This window comes from Chitinophaga filiformis (assembly GCF_900102545.1).
In the GTDB taxonomy this organism is placed as follows: Bacteria; Bacteroidota; Bacteroidia; order Chitinophagales; family Chitinophagaceae; genus Chitinophaga; species Chitinophaga filiformis.
Genome location: NZ_FNBN01000001.1, coordinates 885,635 through 907,594 on the forward strand (window position 1 = coordinate 885,635; position 21,960 = coordinate 907,594).

General features: G+C 42.5%; 21 protein-coding genes. 16 read left to right on the top strand and 5 right to left on the bottom strand.

Annotated elements, in window-relative coordinates; all coding sequences use genetic code 11:
• Positions 1-359: 359 nt before the first annotated feature.
• Positions 360-1,256, top strand: coding sequence for a LysR family transcriptional regulator (locus tag BLR32_RS03675; RefSeq protein WP_089828874.1), 897 nt, complete (start codon positions 360-362; stop codon positions 1,254-1,256).
• A gap of 145 nt (positions 1,257-1,401) precedes the next feature.
• On the opposite strand, the gene BLR32_RS03680 is transcribed toward BLR32_RS03675, so the two are convergent.
• Positions 1,402-2,484 (bottom strand): hypothetical protein, encoded by a 1,083-nt coding sequence (locus tag BLR32_RS03680; RefSeq protein ID WP_143011350.1) that lies wholly within the window; start codon positions 2,482-2,484, stop codon positions 1,402-1,404.
• A gap of 706 nt (positions 2,485-3,190) precedes the next feature.
• Here BLR32_RS03680 and BLR32_RS03685 point away from each other — a divergent pair.
• The 11 genes from BLR32_RS03685 (at position 3,191) to BLR32_RS03735 (ending at position 12,770) form a co-directional block, all read left to right on the top strand.
• Positions 3,191-3,943: an RNA polymerase sigma factor gene (locus BLR32_RS03685; RefSeq protein WP_089828876.1), complete on the top strand. Its 753-nt coding sequence runs from the start codon at positions 3,191-3,193 to the stop codon at positions 3,941-3,943.
• A complete protein-coding gene (locus BLR32_RS03690; protein WP_089828877.1) occupies positions 3,882-4,730 on the top strand; it encodes a zf-HC2 domain-containing protein in 849 nt (282 codons plus the stop codon). Before BLR32_RS03685 ends, BLR32_RS03690 begins: the two co-directional genes overlap by 62 nt.
• A gap of 245 nt (positions 4,731-4,975) precedes the next feature.
• Positions 4,976-5,527 carry a Crp/Fnr family transcriptional regulator gene (locus BLR32_RS03695; protein ID WP_176842154.1) on the top strand — a complete coding sequence of 184 codons (552 nt, stop codon included), beginning with the start codon at positions 4,976-4,978 and terminating at the stop codon, positions 5,525-5,527.
• 62 nt (positions 5,528-5,589) lie between these two features.
• Positions 5,590-6,165, top strand: a complete 576-nt coding sequence (locus tag BLR32_RS03700; RefSeq protein ID WP_089828879.1) for a hypothetical protein — start codon at positions 5,590-5,592, stop codon at positions 6,163-6,165.
• Positions 6,166-6,473: 308 nt separating this feature from the next.
• On the top strand, positions 6,474-6,965 hold the full coding sequence (locus BLR32_RS03705) for a c-type cytochrome (RefSeq protein ID WP_089828880.1): 492 nt from the start codon (positions 6,474-6,476) through the stop codon (positions 6,963-6,965).
• Between the two features lie 96 nt (positions 6,966-7,061).
• A complete protein-coding gene (nosZ, locus tag BLR32_RS03710; RefSeq protein WP_245705346.1) occupies positions 7,062-8,978 on the top strand; it encodes a Sec-dependent nitrous-oxide reductase in 1,917 nt (638 codons plus the stop codon).
• A 58-nt stretch (positions 8,979-9,036) separates the two neighbouring features.
• Positions 9,037-9,609, top strand: coding sequence for a hypothetical protein (locus BLR32_RS03715; RefSeq protein ID WP_089828882.1), 573 nt, complete (start codon positions 9,037-9,039; stop codon positions 9,607-9,609).
• A 2-nt stretch (positions 9,610-9,611) separates the two neighbouring features.
• A complete protein-coding gene (locus BLR32_RS03720) occupies positions 9,612-10,040 on the top strand; it encodes a nitrous oxide reductase accessory protein NosL (RefSeq protein WP_176842155.1) in 429 nt (142 codons plus the stop codon).
• A 5-nt stretch (positions 10,041-10,045) separates the two neighbouring features.
• Complete coding sequence (nosD, locus tag BLR32_RS03725) at positions 10,046-11,278, top strand: nitrous oxide reductase family maturation protein NosD (protein ID WP_089828884.1); 1,233 nt, start codon at positions 10,046-10,048, stop codon at positions 11,276-11,278.
• The gene (locus BLR32_RS03730; RefSeq protein WP_089828885.1) at positions 11,275-12,003 is read left to right on the top strand and encodes an ABC transporter ATP-binding protein; all 729 of its coding nucleotides are present in this window, start codon (positions 11,275-11,277) and stop codon (positions 12,001-12,003) included. Before nosD ends, BLR32_RS03730 begins: the two co-directional genes overlap by 4 nt.
• Positions 12,003-12,770, top strand: a complete 768-nt coding sequence (locus BLR32_RS03735; protein WP_089828886.1) for an ABC transporter permease subunit — start codon at positions 12,003-12,005, stop codon at positions 12,768-12,770. The genes BLR32_RS03730 and BLR32_RS03735 overlap by 1 nt, the downstream gene beginning before the upstream one ends.
• Here BLR32_RS03735 and BLR32_RS03740 read toward each other — a convergent pair.
• Positions 12,738-14,111 carry a hypothetical protein gene (locus BLR32_RS03740; RefSeq protein WP_143011351.1) on the bottom strand — a complete coding sequence of 458 codons (1,374 nt, stop codon included), beginning with the start codon at positions 14,109-14,111 and terminating at the stop codon, positions 12,738-12,740. The genes BLR32_RS03735 and BLR32_RS03740 overlap by 33 nt on opposite strands.
• A 174-nt stretch (positions 14,112-14,285) precedes the next feature.
• On the opposite strand from BLR32_RS03740, the gene BLR32_RS03745 reads away from it, so the two are divergent.
• Positions 14,286-15,188 carry a hypothetical protein gene (locus BLR32_RS03745; RefSeq protein WP_143011352.1) on the top strand — a complete coding sequence of 301 codons (903 nt, stop codon included), beginning with the start codon at positions 14,286-14,288 and terminating at the stop codon, positions 15,186-15,188.
• 49 nt (positions 15,189-15,237) lie between these two features.
• Here the strand turns inward: BLR32_RS03745 and BLR32_RS03750 are convergent, their stop codons facing one another.
• Positions 15,238-17,364 carry a T9SS type A sorting domain-containing protein gene (locus BLR32_RS03750; RefSeq protein ID WP_089828889.1) on the bottom strand — a complete coding sequence of 709 codons (2,127 nt, stop codon included), beginning with the start codon at positions 17,362-17,364 and terminating at the stop codon, positions 15,238-15,240.
• Positions 17,365-17,584: 220 nt separating this feature from the next.
• Here BLR32_RS03750 and BLR32_RS03755 point away from each other — a divergent pair, with 220 nt between their 5' ends.
• Positions 17,585-18,169, top strand: coding sequence for a TetR/AcrR family transcriptional regulator (locus tag BLR32_RS03755; protein WP_089828890.1), 585 nt, complete (start codon positions 17,585-17,587; stop codon positions 18,167-18,169).
• A 61-nt stretch (positions 18,170-18,230) separates the two neighbouring features.
• The gene (locus tag BLR32_RS03760) at positions 18,231-18,599 is read left to right on the top strand and encodes a VOC family protein (RefSeq protein ID WP_089828891.1); all 369 of its coding nucleotides are present in this window, start codon (positions 18,231-18,233) and stop codon (positions 18,597-18,599) included.
• 715 nt (positions 18,600-19,314) lie between these two features.
• Here the strand turns inward: BLR32_RS03760 and BLR32_RS03765 are convergent.
• Positions 19,315-19,581, bottom strand: coding sequence for a hypothetical protein (locus BLR32_RS03765; protein WP_143011353.1), 267 nt, complete (start codon positions 19,579-19,581; stop codon positions 19,315-19,317).
• A gap of 260 nt (positions 19,582-19,841) precedes the next feature.
• Here BLR32_RS03765 and BLR32_RS03770 point away from each other — a divergent pair, with 260 nt between their 5' ends.
• Positions 19,842-20,201: a hypothetical protein gene (locus BLR32_RS03770; RefSeq protein ID WP_089828893.1), complete on the top strand. Its 360-nt coding sequence runs from the start codon at positions 19,842-19,844 to the stop codon at positions 20,199-20,201.
• A 4-nt stretch (positions 20,202-20,205) separates the two neighbouring features.
• Here BLR32_RS03770 and abc-f read toward each other — a convergent pair whose 3' ends face one another.
• A complete protein-coding gene (gene abc-f / locus BLR32_RS03775) occupies positions 20,206-21,795 on the bottom strand; it encodes a ribosomal protection-like ABC-F family protein (RefSeq protein ID WP_089828894.1) in 1,590 nt (529 codons plus the stop codon).
• Positions 21,796-21,960: the final 165 nt, after the last annotated feature.

Genomic DNA, 21,960 nt, shown 5'->3' on the forward strand with positions numbered 1-21,960 from the left:
ATCAAAGCTCAGTTCTATAATCTGATTTCTAAAATCACTGTATTAATCGGTGCTATCAAAAAATTAATATGCACACTGGAATCAAAAATGGTCAAGTTGAAAATCAGACGGGAGGATTTATGATGTGGGAAAAGCAATAGTACAACTCCGAAAATATCGTGGTCATCGATTTTTACCTCCGATATTTTTGGAGCTTAGCGCCAGAATATTTCTCCACTCACCTCAAGATTTCCCGTGAGATAATTGCTTTTCAATACATTGTGTATTTAAATTTCATTTTTATACTATTTATCGGCAAATGGCATTTAAATGGCTTATGTAACGCCTCAGTGCATAGTCAATTAAAAAAACCTAACGCCATGTTGAATTTAGAATGGTTTAGAACATTTAAAGCAATTTACGAGACGGGTAACCTATCTACTGCAGCGCAGGCACTATTTATTTCCCAGCCCGGCGTAAGCGTTCATCTAAACTCTCTGGAAGCTTATACCGGGTACCGCTTGTTTGAACGGCTAACAAAAAAGATGATACCTACGGAACGGGGCATTATGCTGTATAATTGTATAATAGATCCTATCACCAAACTGCAGGAGGCAGAGGAATCGTTCCACAGGAATTCCAAAGTGGAAAAGCCAACGATCAGTGTAGGCATGGGATTCGAAATCTTTAAATATACCCTGGAAGAGCACCTTGCGCAATTACCTTTCAATCTCGTCTTACGGTTTGGCGATTATCGTCAGATTCTGCAAGAACTTGACACCGGGAAGCTGGATCTGATATTGACTCCGATAAAGGGTAGTCAAACAAACCTGGAATATATACCGTTTACAAAAGAGCGTATCATTTTAATTTGTGGCAATGAAACAGATACCGAACAGTTTGATCACCTGGTATTGACCAATGAAAGAACAGCAATCAGACAATGGCTGAAAGAGCAGATATGGTATACCACTGCAGCCGACATGGAGTATCTTCAGCATTTCTGGATGGCGAATTTCGATTGCCTGCCAGATCTTAAGCCGAATTATGTAGTTCCTTATTTCTCTTCTATACTGCGTTGCCTCAGTAAAGGGAAAGGCTTCGCCGTGATACCGGATTTTCTTGCTAAAAAAGAACTTGCGCTTCAATCGGTCAAACTCGCCTGGGAGGGAAGTCCGCACGTTGAAAATACGCTGCATTTCGGCAAACGGAAAAAAACGGCATACCCTCATGAGATCAGGCAACTGGAACAAATACTGACTATGAACTGGTTTTGAGAAGAGTCCCAAAGGAAGATTGATTTATATATCATATTAATCGGGCACACGTATAAATCTTTATGTTATTGCTCTGGCGTATTCCTATGGCATTCTGTAACAAACCTTAAAACAGAAAAGCCGGAGCTAATTCCGGTTTTTCTGATTACTCTTTTGTTAAAACAATTGTCTCCTTATAAGGAAAAGCCTCAGTGGTTCCTCTCTGGATCCTGATCTTCAATCGGTTTTCTGTAAGCTCCAAAACAGTATATACCTCAAGATCGACCCCGTATCTTCCTCCTCCTGCTTTTCCATAAACAATATTCAATTGATTGGACTCTGCATTATAATAGTAGCGCCCTGTAACTAAACGGTCTATTCCTGGAGAAATGCTGTTTGCGTCAACATAAACAAGGCTATCGCATGTCGAGAGGTCTAAGTTCAAACGCCTAACAGTTGTAAGAAAGCGGTCATTAAAATTGTTATCGCCGCCAAAATTATAGCTCGCTTCATGTACAGTGATATACCTGTCCGGATAATATACATCACCCTCATGACTTATACCAACGCCCATCAATTTACCATCCATACATCTGTAATGGCCAATAACTGAATCAAGCGGTTTGACATATGTGGTTGTTTCTCTGTCAGGATATGTAATAGTGGAACTCTGAATGTTCCACTTTCCCACCAGTAACTGCCTGTAGTTATTGCTGCCTTTGGGCACTACTTTCAGATAAGTGGTCGCCTTATTACTCACCCACCTGCTACCAACATCACGATAAACACTATATTTTACAGTAAAGATGCGGGGCAGAATATCTGCAGGTAATGTGGGCAATTGAATGACAATAGAACTATCATCCGCCTCCTTCGCGTTTGCGCCATCCGTAACTGGCGCCTTTCTACCCGACAGAGGGCTATTAAAGTCAATCTCAAAGTAATGGTTGGCTTCTTCTATTTGTACATAAAAGCCATCAGCCTCTTTTCCTAAAACAAACGTCGGAGTGATAGCAACAAGACTGCCATTCTCTGCAATGATTGTATCCTGTTTATCTGCTATGATAGGCTGGCCAATATTATCCTCAGGTATTACTCCTTTAATACGTGATTTGTAATGAAGTATTTTCAGGGAGTCAGAGAATGATTGAATGGTATCATTGTAAATGATATCAGGTTCTACAACGTCATTTTTACATGAATAAAACATCATTAGGATGACAATCAATGTGGATGTGAGAAACTTCATAGTTGGGTTTTTAAACGTAAAAACTATTTATGCATATAGGAAATACAATGATAATACTGGACTATCACTTGCATAATTAACAATATATTTATCAGAACACGTCCGTAATACGGCCCTCCAAACAATGTCAAACATGCTCATAAAGAAAAGAATGCCTGCCTGCCAAAATTTGTCCCATTTCAGGCAATTGACTTTTACAACTTGCTGTATACGTTGACGTGGGCCTACAGTAATCAGGTGCTAATGACTTCAAATGTTAAAAGACCTTGTACTCAAATTACGTTACAAATGTAAGCAGAATAATGTGAGCTCCGCAATTCTTCCTCAAATTGTAACCTCATTTTCCCCAATATGTGATAGGTTAGTGCGGAGAAACTCAAAAATGTAATCATTTGATTTTTATCCATTTGAGTCTGTCCGCTCATTCTCTATCCGTACAGACCCTACGATTAAAAAGCAACCTTCATCAATGATTTCCAAATAATTAGCAGCTAACCTACGCTCATAGTTATCACTGTGGTACGGCCATCTATCAGACAAGATATAGCAATGCCAGGACTTTCATTCCGTAAAGACTGATTATCATTTTACTAGAATAAGATAGCCCGATCTACTACTCATAGTTGGTACATGCGGCATACTTATTGGCTAAAATATCAATGCTTTTATTTCCTATATGTTTCATTTGTAAATATTAATTAAACCTATGCTACAACAACTTGCAAATTTGCCAGACAATGAGCTAATGGCCAGAGCAAGAAAACTGAGAGATGAGGAAGCAGCAGGGATTTTACTCGAAAGATATAGTCATTTGCTGGCGACAGTTTCCTTACCTTCTTTGAACAGTTACGGTAATACACCGGATGAATTTTTTCCTACACTCTTACAACGACTTTTCTACAGTCTGCAAACACAAACTATTCCCAAAATAGGAGAATGGATGCAGTTCTTCATAAAGTCGCAGGGTAGCAGAACCGCAAGAAATACATTTTATTTCCCATCCTCCGCGTCGAGCGATATAACCCGGCTTGAATATAAGGCGGAGAAAGCGAACAGTCACCCCCTACAGAAGCAACAGCTGGTTTCAACTATGAATGCGGTATTTGACCAGCTGGATACAGCTGACAGGGAGTTGTTAAATGAGTTTTACTTAGAACAGAAAACTTTTGCGGAAATAGCTGCAGAAAATGGCTACACGATTGAAGAAACCAGAATACGGATTAAACGAAGTAAACAGGAATTAGCATCCTTAATATTAGCAAATCTGGATTATACAAAACCCGCGAGACAAGAGCAGGATATTAATACAGGATATGCCGCATCTGAAAGGCAGGAACAAGCACTGAATCTGGAATATACAACATCCCAAAAACAAGAACATGATATAAATCTACACTATGCAAAGTTTGGAAAACAAGGACAAGATATTAAAGATCTTCAGCAGGGTTCATTGTTTTAACAAAGACCAGCTACCACGTTATGTAGAGGGACGTTTAACACACGTTGAAAAACATCTTCTGGAACAACACCTCGTAAATTGTGAACTCTGCAGCGACGCTGTAGAAATTCTGCAAAAGCCCAAGTTCAAAATGCAATACCAGTCGATGGGCTCGAGAGTTCAGCATTACATCCGTAATAGTACCCATATAGCGCCGGTTTATGAGGCAGAGCGTTATCAGCGAAAGGCCCAGATCAAAGAAAGCTTTCTAACATATTTCTGGGGAGCAATAGCTGCGGCGCTTGTAGTTGGCTTTTTTTATACGATCCAACAGCAGGCAGGAAATGAAAATTTACAAAACTCTTTTACTAAAGCAGGAGAAGTTACGGTACCTGCCAGCGGACTTGAGCCAGATCACAAAACATCATTTGGTACCGGTCACCCTGACTCAGTTACCGCGGCCGGTACTGCGGCTGCTCTTTTTACAAAAGACGACGGAGTTAAGGATACCAGTAAAGTAGCAGCTGATCCCAATGAGATCGTAGACGAAACGTCGGATCCGGACAAGTCACGTTATAAAGCTGCCATAGACTATTATCTCCAGGGCAATCTCGATGAAGCAATGATCCGATTTACACAGCTGACTGCAGATACAGTGAGTCGTTATAGAGAATTAGCGCACTATCAACTGGCAATGTGTTTTAAATATAAAAGACAAAAAGCTAAGGCACGTCATGTACTTAAGGAATTAGTCAATATAAACGGTCGAATGAAAAGAAGGGCGCAGCTGGCGTTGAATAAACTGTAGCTTTCCTGCCCGCTAAGGGGGCCATTCACACTACCTCATTACTCATTAATTAAGCTTGAAATAAGACAGCCGCCTCCGAATAGAGCCGGCTGTCTTATTTTACTTATTCAAAGTTTCAAATCTTTCAGCAAGGCTATAGCGAGACCCGATTTGCTATTGCGCCTCACCTCAGAATTACGTACCTTCTCCCTATTTTTATGGAAAAACAAGGCACCGAAAACCACCTCCAAAGCTTCCGCAAAACAATGGAACGAATCATCCCCATCAGTGACACTGACTGGCAGATGATCAGCCAGAAATTTGAGCCCATAGAAGTACCAAAACGTACTCTACTAACCAAAGAAGGTCAGATTGCCAGCAGCATCTACTTTATCATCAAAGGTATCCTTCGCATTTTTTATACAAAAGAAGACGTCGAGATCACCGGCTTTATTTTTTCTGAAGGATTGTTTGCAAGCTGTTATGAAAGCTTTCTACTACAAACAAAGAGCAACCAGACATTGGAGGCATTAGAAGATTGTGTCTTACTGACTATTGATTACCATACATTACAAACACTCTACAAAGAAGTCCCAGCCCTTCATATCGTAGGCAGGGTCGTAGCAGAACAACGTTTCATTAACGGTCAACGTATTCTGTCTTCGCACTTGCTGGATAGTCATGAAGAACGTTACCGCCAGTTCGCTGATCAATACCCTGACTTGTTACAGAGGGTCCCTCAACATATTATCGCTTCTTATCTCGGTATTACTCCTGTATCCCTGAGTCGCATACGCAAAAGAATCAGCAGGAAGTAATTTCTTTACAATTGTTAATGTTCTTTCCGGATTAGCAGGGATAATTTTGAGCAAAAGTTTATATGCGACAGAAATACATTATCACCCTTTTGCTAACTTTAACGATTGCTCAGGCATCAATTGCCCAGGATACCAAAAACGATAATCATTTTGAGTTCGAAACCGATCCAATCGCCTTTATTCTGAAAGGCTATTCCGCCCATTTAGGATATCAAACGGGCCATTTCAGATGGGATGTTGGCGTATACGGAGTAGAGGTGCCATCATTCTTCTCCGGCTATGACAACTTTGACATCAGGAGTAATGGAGCAGGTATCAAACTGGATTACCTCTTTCAAAAAAGGAAAGGATTGTTGGTGGGTATTGAATCTAATATTTCCCGTGAGCGAGTGTCACCTAAATCAAATGACGATAAGGATCTCACCAAAAGGTTTACCAATGTATCCCTGGGCATGCGCGTAGGATACAGATGGATGCTGGGCAGTAAAAAGAATGACTATAAAGGTCTGTATATCTTTCCCTGGGTGTCATTCTTATCTGTTAACCTGAATCCGCAATCTGCCATCATACAAGGAGAGGAATACAAGCAGAAAACGTTCTCCGTCTTTCCTACTGTCCATTTTGGGTATAGCTTTTAAAGAAACCGGGGTAGCTATATGTTTCCCGCTCGCCATGCAGTTCCAAGCTCTGTATCGCCACTGATGTTATAGGCAGCATTGAGAATAACGTCGAAGTCCAGGGCATCGGCAACCTTCGTCTCCTTTTCATATGTAGAATTTCATGAAAGCAAAAAGCAGTTAAAGAAGAAATATGATCAATATCATCCCTTCTGGCATAAAATATTGATACGTTTCACCCATTCCAATGACCCAGATCATATACCAATAAAGGAGCCGCCCCGACTTTTGTACTGTGAAGTTCTTGATTCACCAAAAATCTTTCCTTTATGAAACTAAAACTCTTCTGTATTGCTTTTTGTGCAATAGCCGTGGCCCTCTACAGCTGCGGAAACTCAGAACGAAAATCGTCCCCGAACGCGGCGTCTGAAACGGCTTCTACTGAGCCAGCAGCTACACCAACACCTGTGCCCTCCGGAGATGCGAAAGGCGTTGGAAAATTTACGAATGTTCAACTGACCCATCCTCTGGATGAAAAGATGATCGTCGCAGGACAACAGACCTACGATGTAAAGTGTGCATCCTGTCATAAAATGACAGATGAGAAACTGGTAGGTCCCGGCTGGAAAGGAGTAACAGATCGCAGAACACCTGAGTGGATTATGAATTTCATCACCAACACAGATGAGATGTTAAACAAAGATGCCGAAGCGCAGGCGATGCTGGAAATCTGTATGGTCAGAATGCCGAATCAGAACTTAAAAGATGAAGATGCACGCGCCATCCTTGAATTCATGCGTAAAAACGATGGTAAGAATTAGTTGAATGTTCTCTCAATTATATAAACAAACTTTATGAAAAGGCTTTCTTTTCTTTTGATCAGCTGCGCCGTTTTAGGTAGCATGCAAAGTTGTAAAATGAAGAATACTGAATCAGCCGTAAGTGGTGATGCCGCATCCAAAGTATATGTGGCACCCGGCAAGTACGATGAGTTTTACAATTTCGTCTCCGGCGGTTTTAACGGCCAGGTGACGGTGTATGGCCTTCCCTCCGGCAGGTTATTAAAAATGATCCCGGTGTTTTCACTGAACCCCGAGAATGGATATGGATATAGCGAGGAAACCAAAGATATGTTGAAAACAACAGCCGGTTATGTTCCATGGGATGATCAGCATCACCTGGAGCTGTCCCAGACAAATGGAGAACATGACGGTCGCTGGCTGTTTGCGAATGCCAACAATACGCCACGCATTGCCCGTATCGATCTGTCGACCTTTAAGACGATGGAGATCCTGGAAATCCCTAACAGTGCAGGTAACCACTCTTCTCCCTTCATTACAGAGAATACAGAATATGTGATAGCAGGTACCCGTTTTGCCGTACCTATGGGCAACGAAGATGTTCCTATTAATTCCTTTAAACAAAATTTCAAAAGTACTGCCACCTTCGTAAGTGTAGATAAAAATACCGGCAATATGGATATCGCCTTCCAGATCATGCTGCCAGGTATGAACCTTGACCTGAGTCATGCCGGCAAAGGTCCTTCACACGACTGGTTCTTCTTCTCCACCTATAACACCGAACAGGCAAACACACTGCTGGAAGTAAATGCTTCTCAAAAAGACAAAGACTTCATTGTAGCGGTGAACTGGAAAAAGGCTGAAGAGTATGCCCATGCAGGCAAAGGAAAGAGATTGCCTGCCGGATACATACACAATACTTTCGATGAGCACACACAAAACACCACTTCTACATTACAGAAAGAGGTGCTGGTGCTTGACCCGAAAGATTGTCCTGACATGCTGTATATGATCCCATGCCCTAAATCTCCACATGGATGCGATATAGATCCTACCGGCGAATATATAGTAGGTAGCGGGAAACTGGCCGCATTGATCCCAGTGTTTTCCTTCAGCAAACTGCAGACCGCCATTCAGAACAAAAAATTTGAGGGCGTCTACTACGGTATCCCTGTAGTTAAATACGAGGAAGCTTTATACGGCGAAGTGAAAAAACCCGGCTTAGGCCCATTACATACAGAGTTTGACGCAGAAGGCAATGCATATACCTCCTTCTTTATTTCATCAGAAGTAGTGAAATGGAATATTAAAGACCTTAAAGTAATTGACAGATCACCTACCTTTTACTCTGTAGGTCACCTGATGGTACCAGGGGGCGACACAAGAAAACCTTACGGCAAATATCTCGTCGCGTATAATAAGATCACTAAAGACCGCTTCCTTCCAACCGGACCGGAACTGGCACAATCTGCGCAGCTCTACTCCATAGAAGGTGATAAGCTAAAACTGTTGCTGGACTTCCCCACCTTCGGTGAACCACACTATGCACAGGCACTGCCGGCCCAGAAAATCAAGGATAAGAGTACGAAGTTCTACGACATCATGCAGAACAAACATCCATTTATATCGCTCGGTGAAAAGAATGCGAAAGTGGTCCGTCAGGGCAACAGGGTAGATATCTATATGACCGCTATCCGGTCTCACTTAACACCAGACAATATTGAAGGTGTATTCGTTGGCGATGAGATCTATTTCCATGTCACCAACCTCGAACAGGACTGGGATGTTCCACACGGCTTTGCCATCAAGAACAATCCTAATGCCGAGTTACTGATCATGCCGGGTGAGACATCTACACTGAAATTTGTTCCGGATAAGCAGGGCATCTATCCATTCTATTGTACTGACTTCTGTTCTGCACTGCATCAGGAAATGCAGGGTTACTTAAGAGTCTCTGCCGAAGGCAGCAACGTACCACTGAAATATGGAACGAATGCCACAGATACAGCAAGTGTACTAACTGCACAGAAATAAACCTGTTCCTTAACTAATGGCAGTACCTGGGTACTGCCATTGTTTATCTTTTTGACGCATGAATAAATTAACCGCATTCGGGAAAGCAAGTATCATCCTGGTCATGCTCTTTCTCGCCTTCTTGTGGATATTTCCGATGTGGCAGATCGACCTGCGGGCGCCCCAGTATCCCGGAGGCCTTTCCATGAAAATCTGGATCAATGATATTACAGGAGATGTGGACATCATTAATGGTCTGAATCATTACATCGGGATGAAGACCATTCACAAACAGGATTTCCGCGAATTCATCTATCTGCCGGTAGCCATACTTTCTTTTATAGGACTGGGGCTACTTGTATTACTCCTCAACCGGAAGATCAGCTATTACCTGTGGACTGTTCTTTTCCTTGTACTCGGACTCGTCTCTTTCTATGACTTTTATAAATGGGAATATGACTATGGCCACAACCTTGATCCTAATGCCCCGATAAAGGTACCCGGCATGGCATATCAACCGCCGCTGTTAGGGTATAAGAAGATGTTGAACTTCGAAGCCCTGTCTCAGCCACATATTGGCGGATGGTGTTTCATCCTTGCGGGTGTATTGCTCGTGCTGGGCTGTTATTATGAACGTAGAAAATCTATATGACTATGAACAGATTATTGTTTTTAGCTGCCGTCCTTTCCGTGCTGCTCCTTACTTCCTGCAAGCGCAGCTTCCAGCCGATCGACTACGGAAAAGAGTCCTGCGCACATTGCAGGATGGCAATCATGGACAAGAAATTCGCCTGCGAAATAGTAGATAAAAATGGGAAGGCCTACAAATTTGATGACCTGATCTGTATGAGAAAATATGCCAGCGAACATTCTTTGCAGGAGAATGACTTGTTACTTTTTGTTGCTGCCTTTAATGAACCGGACAAATTCATTGATGCCAAAACAGCGATCCTGTTAAAAGCGGATGCATTCAGAAGTCCGATGAGCGGAGGGCTTATCGCCGTTGAAACCGCGGCAGCAGCAACACACATTCAACATACAGTAGAGCATGCCGAAAAGACGACATGGTTCAATCTAAAATAACAATCATGACGCCCTATAAGCTGATCATATTACTACTTTTATTCCTGCCCGGCTTATCCCGGGCAAAGTCTGTAAAGGTATATCCCGGCCGGAATAGCTTTCAGAAGGCTATTAACGCAGCAAAGCGGAATGATACACTTTTACTGCAACCAGGCTTATATAAAGAACATGACATTCTTATCAATAAAAAGCTCGTGGTCATTGGTGTGCAGTATCCTGTGATTGACGGAGAACATACATCGCAGGTCATCTTCATTACGGCAGACTCTGTCATACTCCAGGGACTTCAGGTACAGAACACCGGCCGCTCCAGCATGACAGACATGGCGGCTATAAGGGTGCAGGATGCTAACCACGTCACTGTTCGTAACAACAAAGCCTTCAACAACACCTATGGTATCTATCTGCAAAATGCCGGCTTCACTGTTGTACAAAACAATACTATCCAGTCCAGTTCAGCAGATGAACTGAACAGCGGCAACGGCATTCATGCCTGGAAATGCTATGATCTTTTAATTGCAGGCAATGACATTTCCGGGCATCGCGACGGCATCTACTTTGAGTTCGTCACCACTTCTTCTATAACCAGAAATATATCGCACAACAACGTCCGTTATGGTTTACACTTCATGTTTTCCCATAACGACACCTATACCAACAACCGTTTCTCTGACAATGGCTCAGGAGTAGCTGTCATGTACTCTAAAGGAGTAACAATGACCAGCAATATCTTCCAACGCAACTGGGGTGATGCAGCCTATGGGATCTTATTAAAGGAAATTGCCGACAGTAAGATCCATCATAACCAGTTTCTAAAGAATACAGTTGGCCTTTACATGGAGAGCACTACCAAAATTGCAGTAAACGACAACCAGTTCACTGAAAATGGCTGGGGTATTAAAGTAATGGCAAGTTGCTCAGGAAGTGATTTTACAAGAAATAATTTCACTGGTAATTCCTTTGATGTGGCTACAAATGGCACTACCATGTTAAACCACTTTAGTGAAAACTTTTGGGATAAATATGATGGTTATGACCTGGACAAAGATGGCAAAGGCGATGTACCGTATTATCCGGTAAGTGTCTATTCTGTTGTTTCCGAACGTGTACCAACAGCGATGATCCTGTACAGAAGTTTTCTTACGGGCATCATGGACCAGGTGGAAAAAGTAATGCCGAGCATTATACCAGATCAACTAAAAGACGATACTCCAAGAATGAAAAAGTGGAAATTATGATTAAGATCGAACATCTCTGCAAGTCTTTCGGCAAGTTTGCTGCATTGAAAGATATCAATGTCCATATGCGGCAGGGACAGGCTATCTCATTGCTCGGTCCAAACGGATCAGGCAAAACAACCCTGATAAAATCTATCCTCGGCCTTGTGATCCCTGAGAAAGGTAATATCACTATTGATGGTCAGTCAGTAAAACGTGACTGGTCTTACCGCTCGCTGATCGGATATATGCCACAAATCGGACACTATCCTGACAATATGACCATAGACCAGGTATTTGCCCTGATAAAAGAAATGAGAAAAGAGACACAGGACTATGACGAGGAACTGATCCGTGGATTTCAGTTAAATAAGCTCGGTAACAAAACGATGCGTAGCCTGTCGGGAGGAACAAGACAGAAGGTAAGTGCATCACTAGCATTCCTGTTTTCTCCCAGTGTGTACATTCTCGACGAACCCACTGCTGGTCTCGATCCTGTTTCAAGCGAACTGCTAAAGGAGAAGATCCTGAAAGAACGGGAAGCAGGTAAGCTCATATTAATCACTTCTCATGTGCTGAGTGATCTCGAAGGAATAGCAAGTCACATTATTTATCTGCAGGATGGTGAGCTTCTTTTTTACAGATCTGTTGAAGAGCTACAGGCAGCTACAGGAGAAGAAAAATTAAACAGAGTAATTGCGCACATCATGAAGAATGAGTCACGCATTGCTAAAACCATACAATAATGAAGACAATTATTAAATATGTTTTGCTTGATCTGATGCGGAACAAGGTCATACTATTTTATACCATTATCTTAGCTATACTCGCAGTGAGCGTCTTAGGCATTGACGATAACCCAACAAAGGGTTTATTGAGCTTACTGAATATTACCCTGCTGTTCGTACCGCTTATTACAATTCTGTTCTCCACTATTTATTTTTTTAATGCGATAGAATTTACAGAACTGCTGCTATCTCAACCTATCAAACGGAACAAGGTGATCCTCGCAGAGTATTCAGCGCTCACAGTTTCTCTCTCTGCTGCTTATGCTGTAGGAATTGGCATGCCACTGTTACTGCTTGTATCTGGTATTGCATCATTTATTCTGACGCTGATAGGCATACTACTTACTTTTGTATTCTCCTCACTTGCATTACTGATCTTTGTAAAATGCAGGGATAAAACGAAAGGGATAGGTATCGCCATTGCCACTGCATTATTTTTCACACTGTTATTCGACGGCTTTCTGCTTGCATTTATATACTCTTTCAGTGATTACCCGATAGACCAGGCAGTAGTAGGCATTATTGCTTTTAATCCTATTGATCTCGCCAGAGTATTGATGCTACTTCACCTGGATGTAGCTGTACTGATGGGATATTCCGGTGCACTCTTTAAAAAGTTTCTGGGCTCAGCTACAGGGAGTATTTTTTCTATTGCCTGTATTCTACTGTGGATTATAGTTCCATTGTTACTTTCAGTCAGGATATTTAACAGGAAGGATCTTTAAGCGACCCTCTGTGTCAATGACCGGAACGCGCCGGTATATGTTATGCCTGTTTTGAATGGCCATCAGCAAGGCTCCGAAGAACAGGCAAACTGTAGCAGTCAGTAAGAGCCAGTCCAGTACCGGACTGCTTATCATAAAGACATAGCCAAGTCCCTGGGAAAAGAGTGCTAATTCGTTCAGAACAATACCTCCTACAAATGTCCATAATGCTATTGCACTCACCCTGTTGTATCTGAACAGTCTGTTCTCAATACAATAAGCAAGTATGAACAGTGAAACGAATCCCAGCAACACCAGATGCAGAAAGCCTATTATGATTGGTCGGTTTGAAAAGGCAAGTACACCAAGTGAAGGCATGATGGTCAACGCCTGAAATATCATTTTACATGTGAAAGCGATCATCGCAAGACCAGCAACTTTTTTGGTAAGCGGCTTCGCCTGCTGAATGCCGGGCAACAAATCCCGGAACATGAGCAGGAAACAGGCCAGGGCAATCGACAGTAAAATACTTCCCAGGACAGCGATGATATGAAATAAGCTGCTGATGTCATGCCAGAGGTAGCATAGAAACATGGAGGGTAATACAGACGCTGTTAAAGACCATGTAAAACACTTTGTATATCTGTTATCTATCTTCAGATAGTATAATAGCAGAGCGAAGACAGACAAAGAGAAGAAACCATTATATTGTAGGTGTAGATAACTATATATAGCATCCCGGTATAAATATGTCTGCTGCGATTTTGTTGCCATCAGGAATGCCAGCGTAAAAGCACCTGCTGAAGAAAGACACATATAAACGACCGCTCCAATAGAAAGTACTTTTACTGAACTATTCACGGCAGACTTCCTGATGTCTTTAATAAAAATAACAGCGAATGCGTAAGAGGAAAAAATAAACAGGTTTGAAAATAAAATACTATACAACCCATATCCCTGAAACGGAAAGGTAAACAACATGCCATAAGAGGTAATAAGAATAGCCGCCAGCATCCATTTATATACCGTTTTCCCTGCGTGTTCAGATGGTAAAATGGTATAGGCCATCAGTGATAACAGCGCAAGTGTAATCCAACCTCCAAAAGCAAAATGTGAATGGGCATGCAGCAGGTGCCTGAAATCAAAGAAAGGGACGCTGAAAAGGATCTTGCTCCGCAGTATCAATCCCAGTAAGGCCACTACCGCCAGATTTGCTAAGGCTATTTGTATCCAGCATGCAAGGCTGGTATTCGCTACCCGCTGGTTAAGACCGGCTGCTATCTTCCACCACAAACCCGGTTTAAGGTCCGCAGATAACGGCCCCAGCTTCTCATCTCTCGTTCCTGACTTCCTTGATTCCATAGCGATATCAAAATTAGCAAAGTTGTCAATAAAAGACAAATTTATCCTTTTTTATACTCCTTCCGATTTTCTATAAAGTTCTGATGGTAGGTCTGTGTCGTCTAGGCGAAATTTGAAGTTAAGCACAAGCTTCCTTATTTTGCGGTCAAACTTTAAACAACCCACTCCATTCCTATGACATCTCTTAAAATGATCGAAAAGGTCTTTAACACAACGCTTCCCAAATCCTTTACTGAATCCTGGGAAGGTTTGTTGGAAGATAAACTATGCAAATTAAAAGTATATAATTTCGGAGAATTCTACCTCCTGAATGAGGCTGCCATTACAGCATTGAATACAAAAAAGGAACCAGGCGTTACGCTTAGCAGCGCACTGAAAGATGCACGCAAGTTGATTGACAAGTGGCCTTTGCTACATGACTATGTTCCTATAGCTATAGAACATCTGTATATTGATATCTATTGTTTCATTGCTTTTAAGAAAACTAAAGGGGTAATTGCGGATGAAAGCCTGTACTTCGTGTATTCCCTCACAACCGGCATCCCTGAAAATTTCCATTTCAAACAAATCGCTTCAAAATATACTGACATATTAGGAGACGGCCGCTACGCCGAGCTTGCAGCTATTGCTCACGCAAAGGATAGCCAGTTGACTATCACGGCAACCGATCATATTTATAGTCACCTTTTTGAAAGGTATACTTTCTTTGATGGTTACCTGGACACCATTGCTAAACAGTTAAATAAGCTGTTCAGCACTTTTGATGATGTGAAATTTTTTGATGAAGGAGGTCATACTTTGTACTGTGAATCCGGGCGAGTAAAATCAGTCATCTTTGACACAGGAGATAAGGTAATGCAACCTATTGAAAACACCAATATACAGGATCCTGAAAAGGTAATATACAACAATCTGAAACGTGTACTGGCTGGCAAATTGGGACCATACATGTTGTATATATTCCAATGGAGGTTTTTTTCGCGGGAAATCGCAGAAACCGGACTTGGCCTCTCCAAGAATAATAACATTGATCCTTTGATTAGTCAATATGGAATGATGTTAAGATTTTTTGAATAAAAAAGAAGTCTGTACGCTGACGGCGTACAGACTTCTTTACCATCCGCTCTTAATGCGCAACTACTAGCTTCTGTGTCACACTGTTTCCGTGCTGTTCAACCTTCAAAAAATACATCCCTGAACGCAGATCATCTATCGGTAAACTTGCCTTTCCTCCTTCAATATTGATCATCCGCTGTCCGGCAGCCACTCCATTCACATTGAGGATAGTCACCAGGCCATTTCCCTTCCATCCATTTCTGAATTTCAGGATAGCCGTATTAACAGCCGGTTGTGGGTATACCTGTAACAAACCGGACAACTTGCTTTCATCTACCGGCATTGGTGTAATATGCTCCGCTACACCGGGCATTCTCAGCGGACTATTTACAGTGATCGTATCACTGATGATAATATCTTCTATATAGGTTTTAAAATTACCGGTTTCCACCCCATGATCATAAGCGATCATGATACGGTCAACGGTCTTTCCATTCAGCCAGTTTCCAATATTGCAGAAGATACGGCGCCAGTTATTAGCTACTCCATGACCCGCGCCGGGATGCATGGAAATCCCGTTCTGGTCTGTAGCACCTATATCGCGCAGGGTGGTACCATCTGTCATTAGGAGATCTACTGTTACGTAACGGGAAAGGTTGTTGGTAGGATAGGTCCAGAAACTCAGTTTAGTAGCCGCGTTCACCGGGATGTTCACATCAAATGCCCGGAAGTAATAGTAACTACTGCCAGCTGAATTATCTGTGCCACTTACCCGGATGGATGAAGGGCCGGTATGACTGGTCTCTCCGCTCACAACTCCGCACAAAGGTGCACTCACATTTTGTGGAACGGAACTCGGATCGGCGCTGTTTGTCCAGCTTAACATAGCGTCATATCCGTTTTCCACACTGGTACGGAACCAGAGGGGGGCTACGGAATAAGGAATGGTTACATTGGTGGTCAGTGGCTGGGTTCCTTTCAGTACTTGCGTGGCCCTACCGGCAAGGCGCAGGTAAAAGTCAGAACCGATATAGGTACCATCTGCACTACTGGTCAGAAAGTACTGGTTATTGGGCACTGCAAAATAACTGTCGGCCATTTTCACAATGTTGGTGCCTTCATCATATTCATCAAACATAGCGATATAAGCCGTGCTCATTCCCAGGTTCTTGATGTTGTATAACTGGCGCCAGAAGAATTCACCCTTATTACGGGGAATTTCGTTCACAGGGCCTCCGTTCCAGTTGCTCCAGGCAAAACCGGAGAAGATGACAGGCTGATAGTCAATGCTGTGTGAATTACAATAAGCCAGATCAGGCACGAGCTGGTTATTCTTGAAATTATCCGCGCCGGCAAAATCCTTGAAGCGGCCTACCGACCAGGGAGAGATCATATCGAATGCGTCATATACCGTACTATAACCAGCATAGGAGTCATCAGTACCGGTGCGCCAGTGGGTAGGTACCCCTCCGATTACATAATAGCCTTTCCCTTTTAACCAGTTAATAATTGCCAGGCTGTTGCCGGGTGCATTCGGGCGACCGGTCAGGCCAAAGCCCCAGATACAGATCACCGGTTTACCCTCCTGGTGGGCGTAATAAGGCGAATTTTGCACCTGCAGGTCGTTCTCAATATGCAGCCAGTCGCTCTTAAAATAAGTAGTATCATCGGCGCTCATGTCGTACATGATGTAGAAAATGCGCTGGTATTTCTCAGCCGCACGACGAAGACGGGTCGTTACGCTGTCGCGGTTGGTCCGGAATACGCCATCCTTCGTCTCTCCGAGGAAACGTTGCAGAGCTGCACCGTCAATGCCATTATCCTGCATCCATTTAAAATGGCGGTCGATTACTTCCGGAAACCAGGAGGAGAATAACTTCGAAGACTGTCCGTTGTTCAGGTTACCGAGATTAGTCTGAAACAATTGCCCTGCACCATATTCAGTGACGTCAGGGTATGCCTCAAAGGTAATGGCTCCGGGAGCAGGTGAGCCGTTGTTGGTTTGGTACTGTCCGGCGGACCAGTGCCGCCAGCGGGCCACTGGCGAACCATCACCAAACGCGTTAAACCAGGCCTGGTAACCACAGATCACCTTGCCTGTAACAGATTGGGCGGCAGGCGCCACCTGGGCCAACGAAAATAAAGGGCTGCAGCATAGAGCTGCCATCAATAGGAATTGTAACAACATTTTCCGCATATACGTGGAGTTTGGTTGACTACAATTTAATAGGGAGACTCTTAATAAATGGGTTAATAATCCGCTTAATCACGTATTAACTTTTATGATTGCCTGAAAATGTTGTACCGGCGTCATTACTCTCTTATTTTAAATACTTCTATTAAGACTACTCATCATATAAGTGGCTAGTTGCAAAAAATAATTCTAAAGCGAATGAATATTCGTTTATATTTGCACCATGAGAGTTAAAGATGAGAATAAGGAGTTGGCCATCCGGGAAAAGGCGATCGAAATGATTGTAAAGGAAGGATTTGATGGTCTGAGCATGCAGAAACTGGCCAAAGAGGCTAATATTTCTGCTTCAACTATTTACATCTATTTCAAAAACCGCGAGGACTTACTGAACCAGCTTTTCCTGAGCGTCCGGGAGAAATTTGAAAAGGATGCCCTGACCAATTTTTCCCCTGATATGCCGTTTGAGGAGGGGTTATGGCTTCAATGGAAGAACCGTTTCAAAAACATCTGTCTGAATCCACTGGAATACCAGTTTCATGAGCAATTCCGTAATTCTCCGCTTATTAACCACAAAGACATAAAACCGAGTGTTTTCAGAAAGGTGATGAATGACTTTTTTGACAATGCGGTTAAGAGAGGAGAGCTTGTAGATATACCTGCGGAGCAGTACTGGGCTATTGCCTATGGTCCGTTTTATACCCTGGTGAAGTTCCATCTTGAAAGCACTATGGCTGGTAAGCCCTTTACCCTAACAGAACAGAAATTGAAACAAGTGTTCGGCCTGGTAATAAAATCCTTACGTCCATAAAATTTTTTGCCCTCATTAAAGAACGAACATTCATTTATTATTAACATTAACTTTAGAGAAAATGACGATTAACCACCTCAACTTACCTGTATCGAATGTAGCGGAAGCCACCACATTCTTTGAATCTCACTTTGATTTTAAATGCCTGGAGACAAAAGGAGACAATATGATTGCAGTATTGAGAAATCCGGCAGATTTCACCCTTGTGCTGATGTCTTCAAAAATGAACAGGAATGAGAATACAACCTATCCTGATGCATTTCACATTGGATTTATACTTGATAGTACTGAAAAAGTGAATGAAACTTTCTCGAAGTTAAAAGCCGGCGGGATACAACTTGAGCGGGAGCCTCAGAAAATAAGGGATAGCTTTGGTTTCTATTTTTATTTTGGCGAATTATTTATCGAGGTGGCACATTACCTGGATTAATATGCGTCTGTAAGCTGTTATATCTTTCCAAAGAGCCGCCTGAAAAAGGCGCTTAAGATAAGCACCTGTTCAGGCTGCCCACCTGCCATGCGGGCCAAAAATGGCCCACGATACTACGCTTTAAGCATGCCTTTACTATGCCTTTACCATGCCTTTGCTATGCCTTTAGGGTGGAGTTGAAACCAATGTTCAATCTTTATCCATGCACCAATAGCGTACGACTATACTCCGACTATAGTGCGGTTCTATACTTATAGGTTCTTTAGTCCTGCATTACGCCTACCGTTCTATAGCCATCGCTATAGAACAGTGCCTGTAATGCTATAGTACAGAGCCTATAGGTTATAGATCACACACTATTTGTACCGAACTGGTACCGAATACATACCCGGTTAATTATCTGGCTTATAATATACCTGACTGAGACGCTGGCTTATTATGGCAGGCAGTAAACGGCCTTTATAAGGCGATTTAAGGCCATTACAGTAACATAGGCACTTAGTATACATTACTCAATAACTGCGTTAAAATCGCCTCTAAAATAGTATTATGGAGCAGGGGAACCTCAAAATATGCCCACTCCGGCTGCGAATCTTTGCCGCGAGAATCTATAAAAAGCACAAGGAAAGCCTGTCGTCCTGACACCTCTATACATACAGTAGGTTCCCTCTGTATAATGGGCATAAGAACGGATAAACCGTTTTAGCTAAAACGGTCAATTATTAATATTCCGGTAGCGTGCCAGGTTTAATTTTCCCGTGTACTTCTCCTTATGATCAATCGTCTGGTACATTACATTACTATTCGGTAATGACTCAATAAACCGGATAATTTCCTCAATAGTGAATGGAGATTCCAAATGCACTTCCACTGCGGAAGATCCTTCTTTAACGGGTGATATCTCATAATCACCTCCCAGAATGCGCTGTAACTTCAAGACATCCTGTTTGCTGTTGGCTCTAAAGCGATATGTATTTTTCATTGTCCCATCATTGTCCCAGGTATAAGAATATCTGTTTGCAATCGTTACCAAATATAAGGAAACACAAGAAATTGGGAATCAGACTCTGCCATAAGAAAAAGACCTCTGAGACTGCCTTTTAGGGCCAGATACGGTGCTGCCTGAAAGGTGAAAAACCGTTTTAGCAGTATATTGTGGGATATATACTTTTTTCACATGATATCTATTAAGAATATTAGGATTTCGTGTATATCTAAATAAAGTGTGAAATTGACAGGAATATGATAATGTATCGCGAACTGGAAGATTATATTTATGAATATTGCGAGAAATTCCAGACGAAAAATGAATTAATGGCCCGTAAGACGCTTATGTATACGTCCAGCACAACGTCCAGCTCAATGCTTTCTGCAATGCGATCAAGAGGATGGATCAGCGAAGACCCGTTGATTCTTAATATGATAGCAGATGGTCCACATGAACTGAAACGCAGAGTAGTAGAAAGGATCTGGCGGGAGCACAAAGATGAATTACCACTGAATCTCTGCCCTAAATGTAACCTGATTGCCCGGACACCGCTGGCACGCCAGTGCCGTTTTTGCAAACATGACTGGCATTCCAGCGATACAGCAGCAAAATAGTTCATTAATATAATTCCAGTATCCGCTCCACATTGATCTGCTCCAGGAAATACTCATCATGGGACACCACTATAAGTGTGCCTTTATACTCATTCACGGCCACCGTGAGGATCTCTATGTTCTGGATATCCAGATTATTGGTCGGCTCGTCTAATACAATAATATCGGGCGTCTTATCGCTGATAGTCAGACAGCAAAGCATTAAGCGCATTTTCTCGCCACCGCTGAGCGCACTGCAGGGCTTATCCCAGTAATCCCTGGTAAACAGAAAGCGCGTGAGACGGGTCTTTACCTCATGCTCCTGTAAAGCTGCATCATTGAATCGCTGCGCCTGTTCATACACCTGGAGACTATTATCGATCAATGAATAATCCTGGTCAATATATACCGTCCTGTTATCAGCCCTGCTAACCGTTCCTGACATAGGTTCAAAATTCCCCAGAATGATATTGATTAAAGTAGTTTTACCGGAACCGTTCAAACCTTTCAAGGCAATCCGTTCTCCACTGGTAATCTGAAAAGTCAGGGCTTCTTTCCAGAGTAAGCGTTCGCCATACTGGTAATTAATATTATTCGCAGTAAACAATATCTTCCCTTTATGAAGCGTAGAATTATCAAAGCCTAACTTCATTTTATCCATATCTGGCAGCTCCTTTCGCAGCTCGTTCAGCCCCTGGGAAATAGCATCTACCTTTTCTGCATGAACGCCCTTCATACGTGCGGTACTCTTCTCTGCGTTATTCCTGAAAGTGTTCATAGATATAGTAGGAAGACCTGCTTTCTCCTGCTTTTTCTTACCACGGGCATCCAGCTTTTGTTGTCGCTCGGCGGTTTCCCGCTCCGTATCTCTGGCTTTCCGTAATGCTTTTTCCTTGCTTCTGATATCCTGGTCCAGTGCATTACTCTCGATCATTTTCTGTTCACGGTAGAAATCATAGTTGCCGCCGTAAACAGTTATTCCACGCTTACTCAATTCGCAAACAGTATCCAGCAGGTTTAACAATTTCCTGTCATGGCTGACTACAATTAAAGTACAGGAAGTAGATTCAATAAATTCATACAGCAGTGCTCTGCCTGCTCTGTCCAGGTGATTACTTGGCTCGTCCAGCAACACTATCTCAGGCTGATGAATGGCAATCCCTGCCAGGAAGACCTTTGTTTTCTGTCCGCCGCTAAGCGTTTCCATTTTCCGGTAAAGATCCCCTTCTTCCAATCCCCAATGGATCAGGGCATCCTTACTTCTTTCTTCGATAGTCCAGTCGTCATTCAGCATTGTCAGATTCCCGTCTGTTACATTACCATCAAGAATATCCTGTAAGGCCCTCAGTTTATCCTCAATCTGCAAGGCCTGCGCAATGGTGATATCATTGAACTGACCAAAGAGCTGTGGTATGTAATAAGGCACCGTATCAGCTTGCATAGTGCCAGCTGAAGGCTGCAGCACGCCGGCCATAATTTTCAGCAGGGTAGACTTACCTGCACCGTTATTGCCGATAAGGGCAATCTTATCTTGCCTGTTAACAGTCAGATTGATATTGTCGAATAGTAAATCCTTATTGAGATGGGTATACGTGAGATTTTGCAGAAATAACATAATTCCTTTCTTTTTAAAGCCAATAAATCCAGCTCCTCCCTCTGCGGGAAGCACTATTTATCTTTTTTGAAAGAAATTATATCTCACATTGATGGGTATCTTCGTTGATCTCTGCAAACTTAAATACTTTTTTTTATTTTTTTTTATTTCGCGTAAGGGTAATCC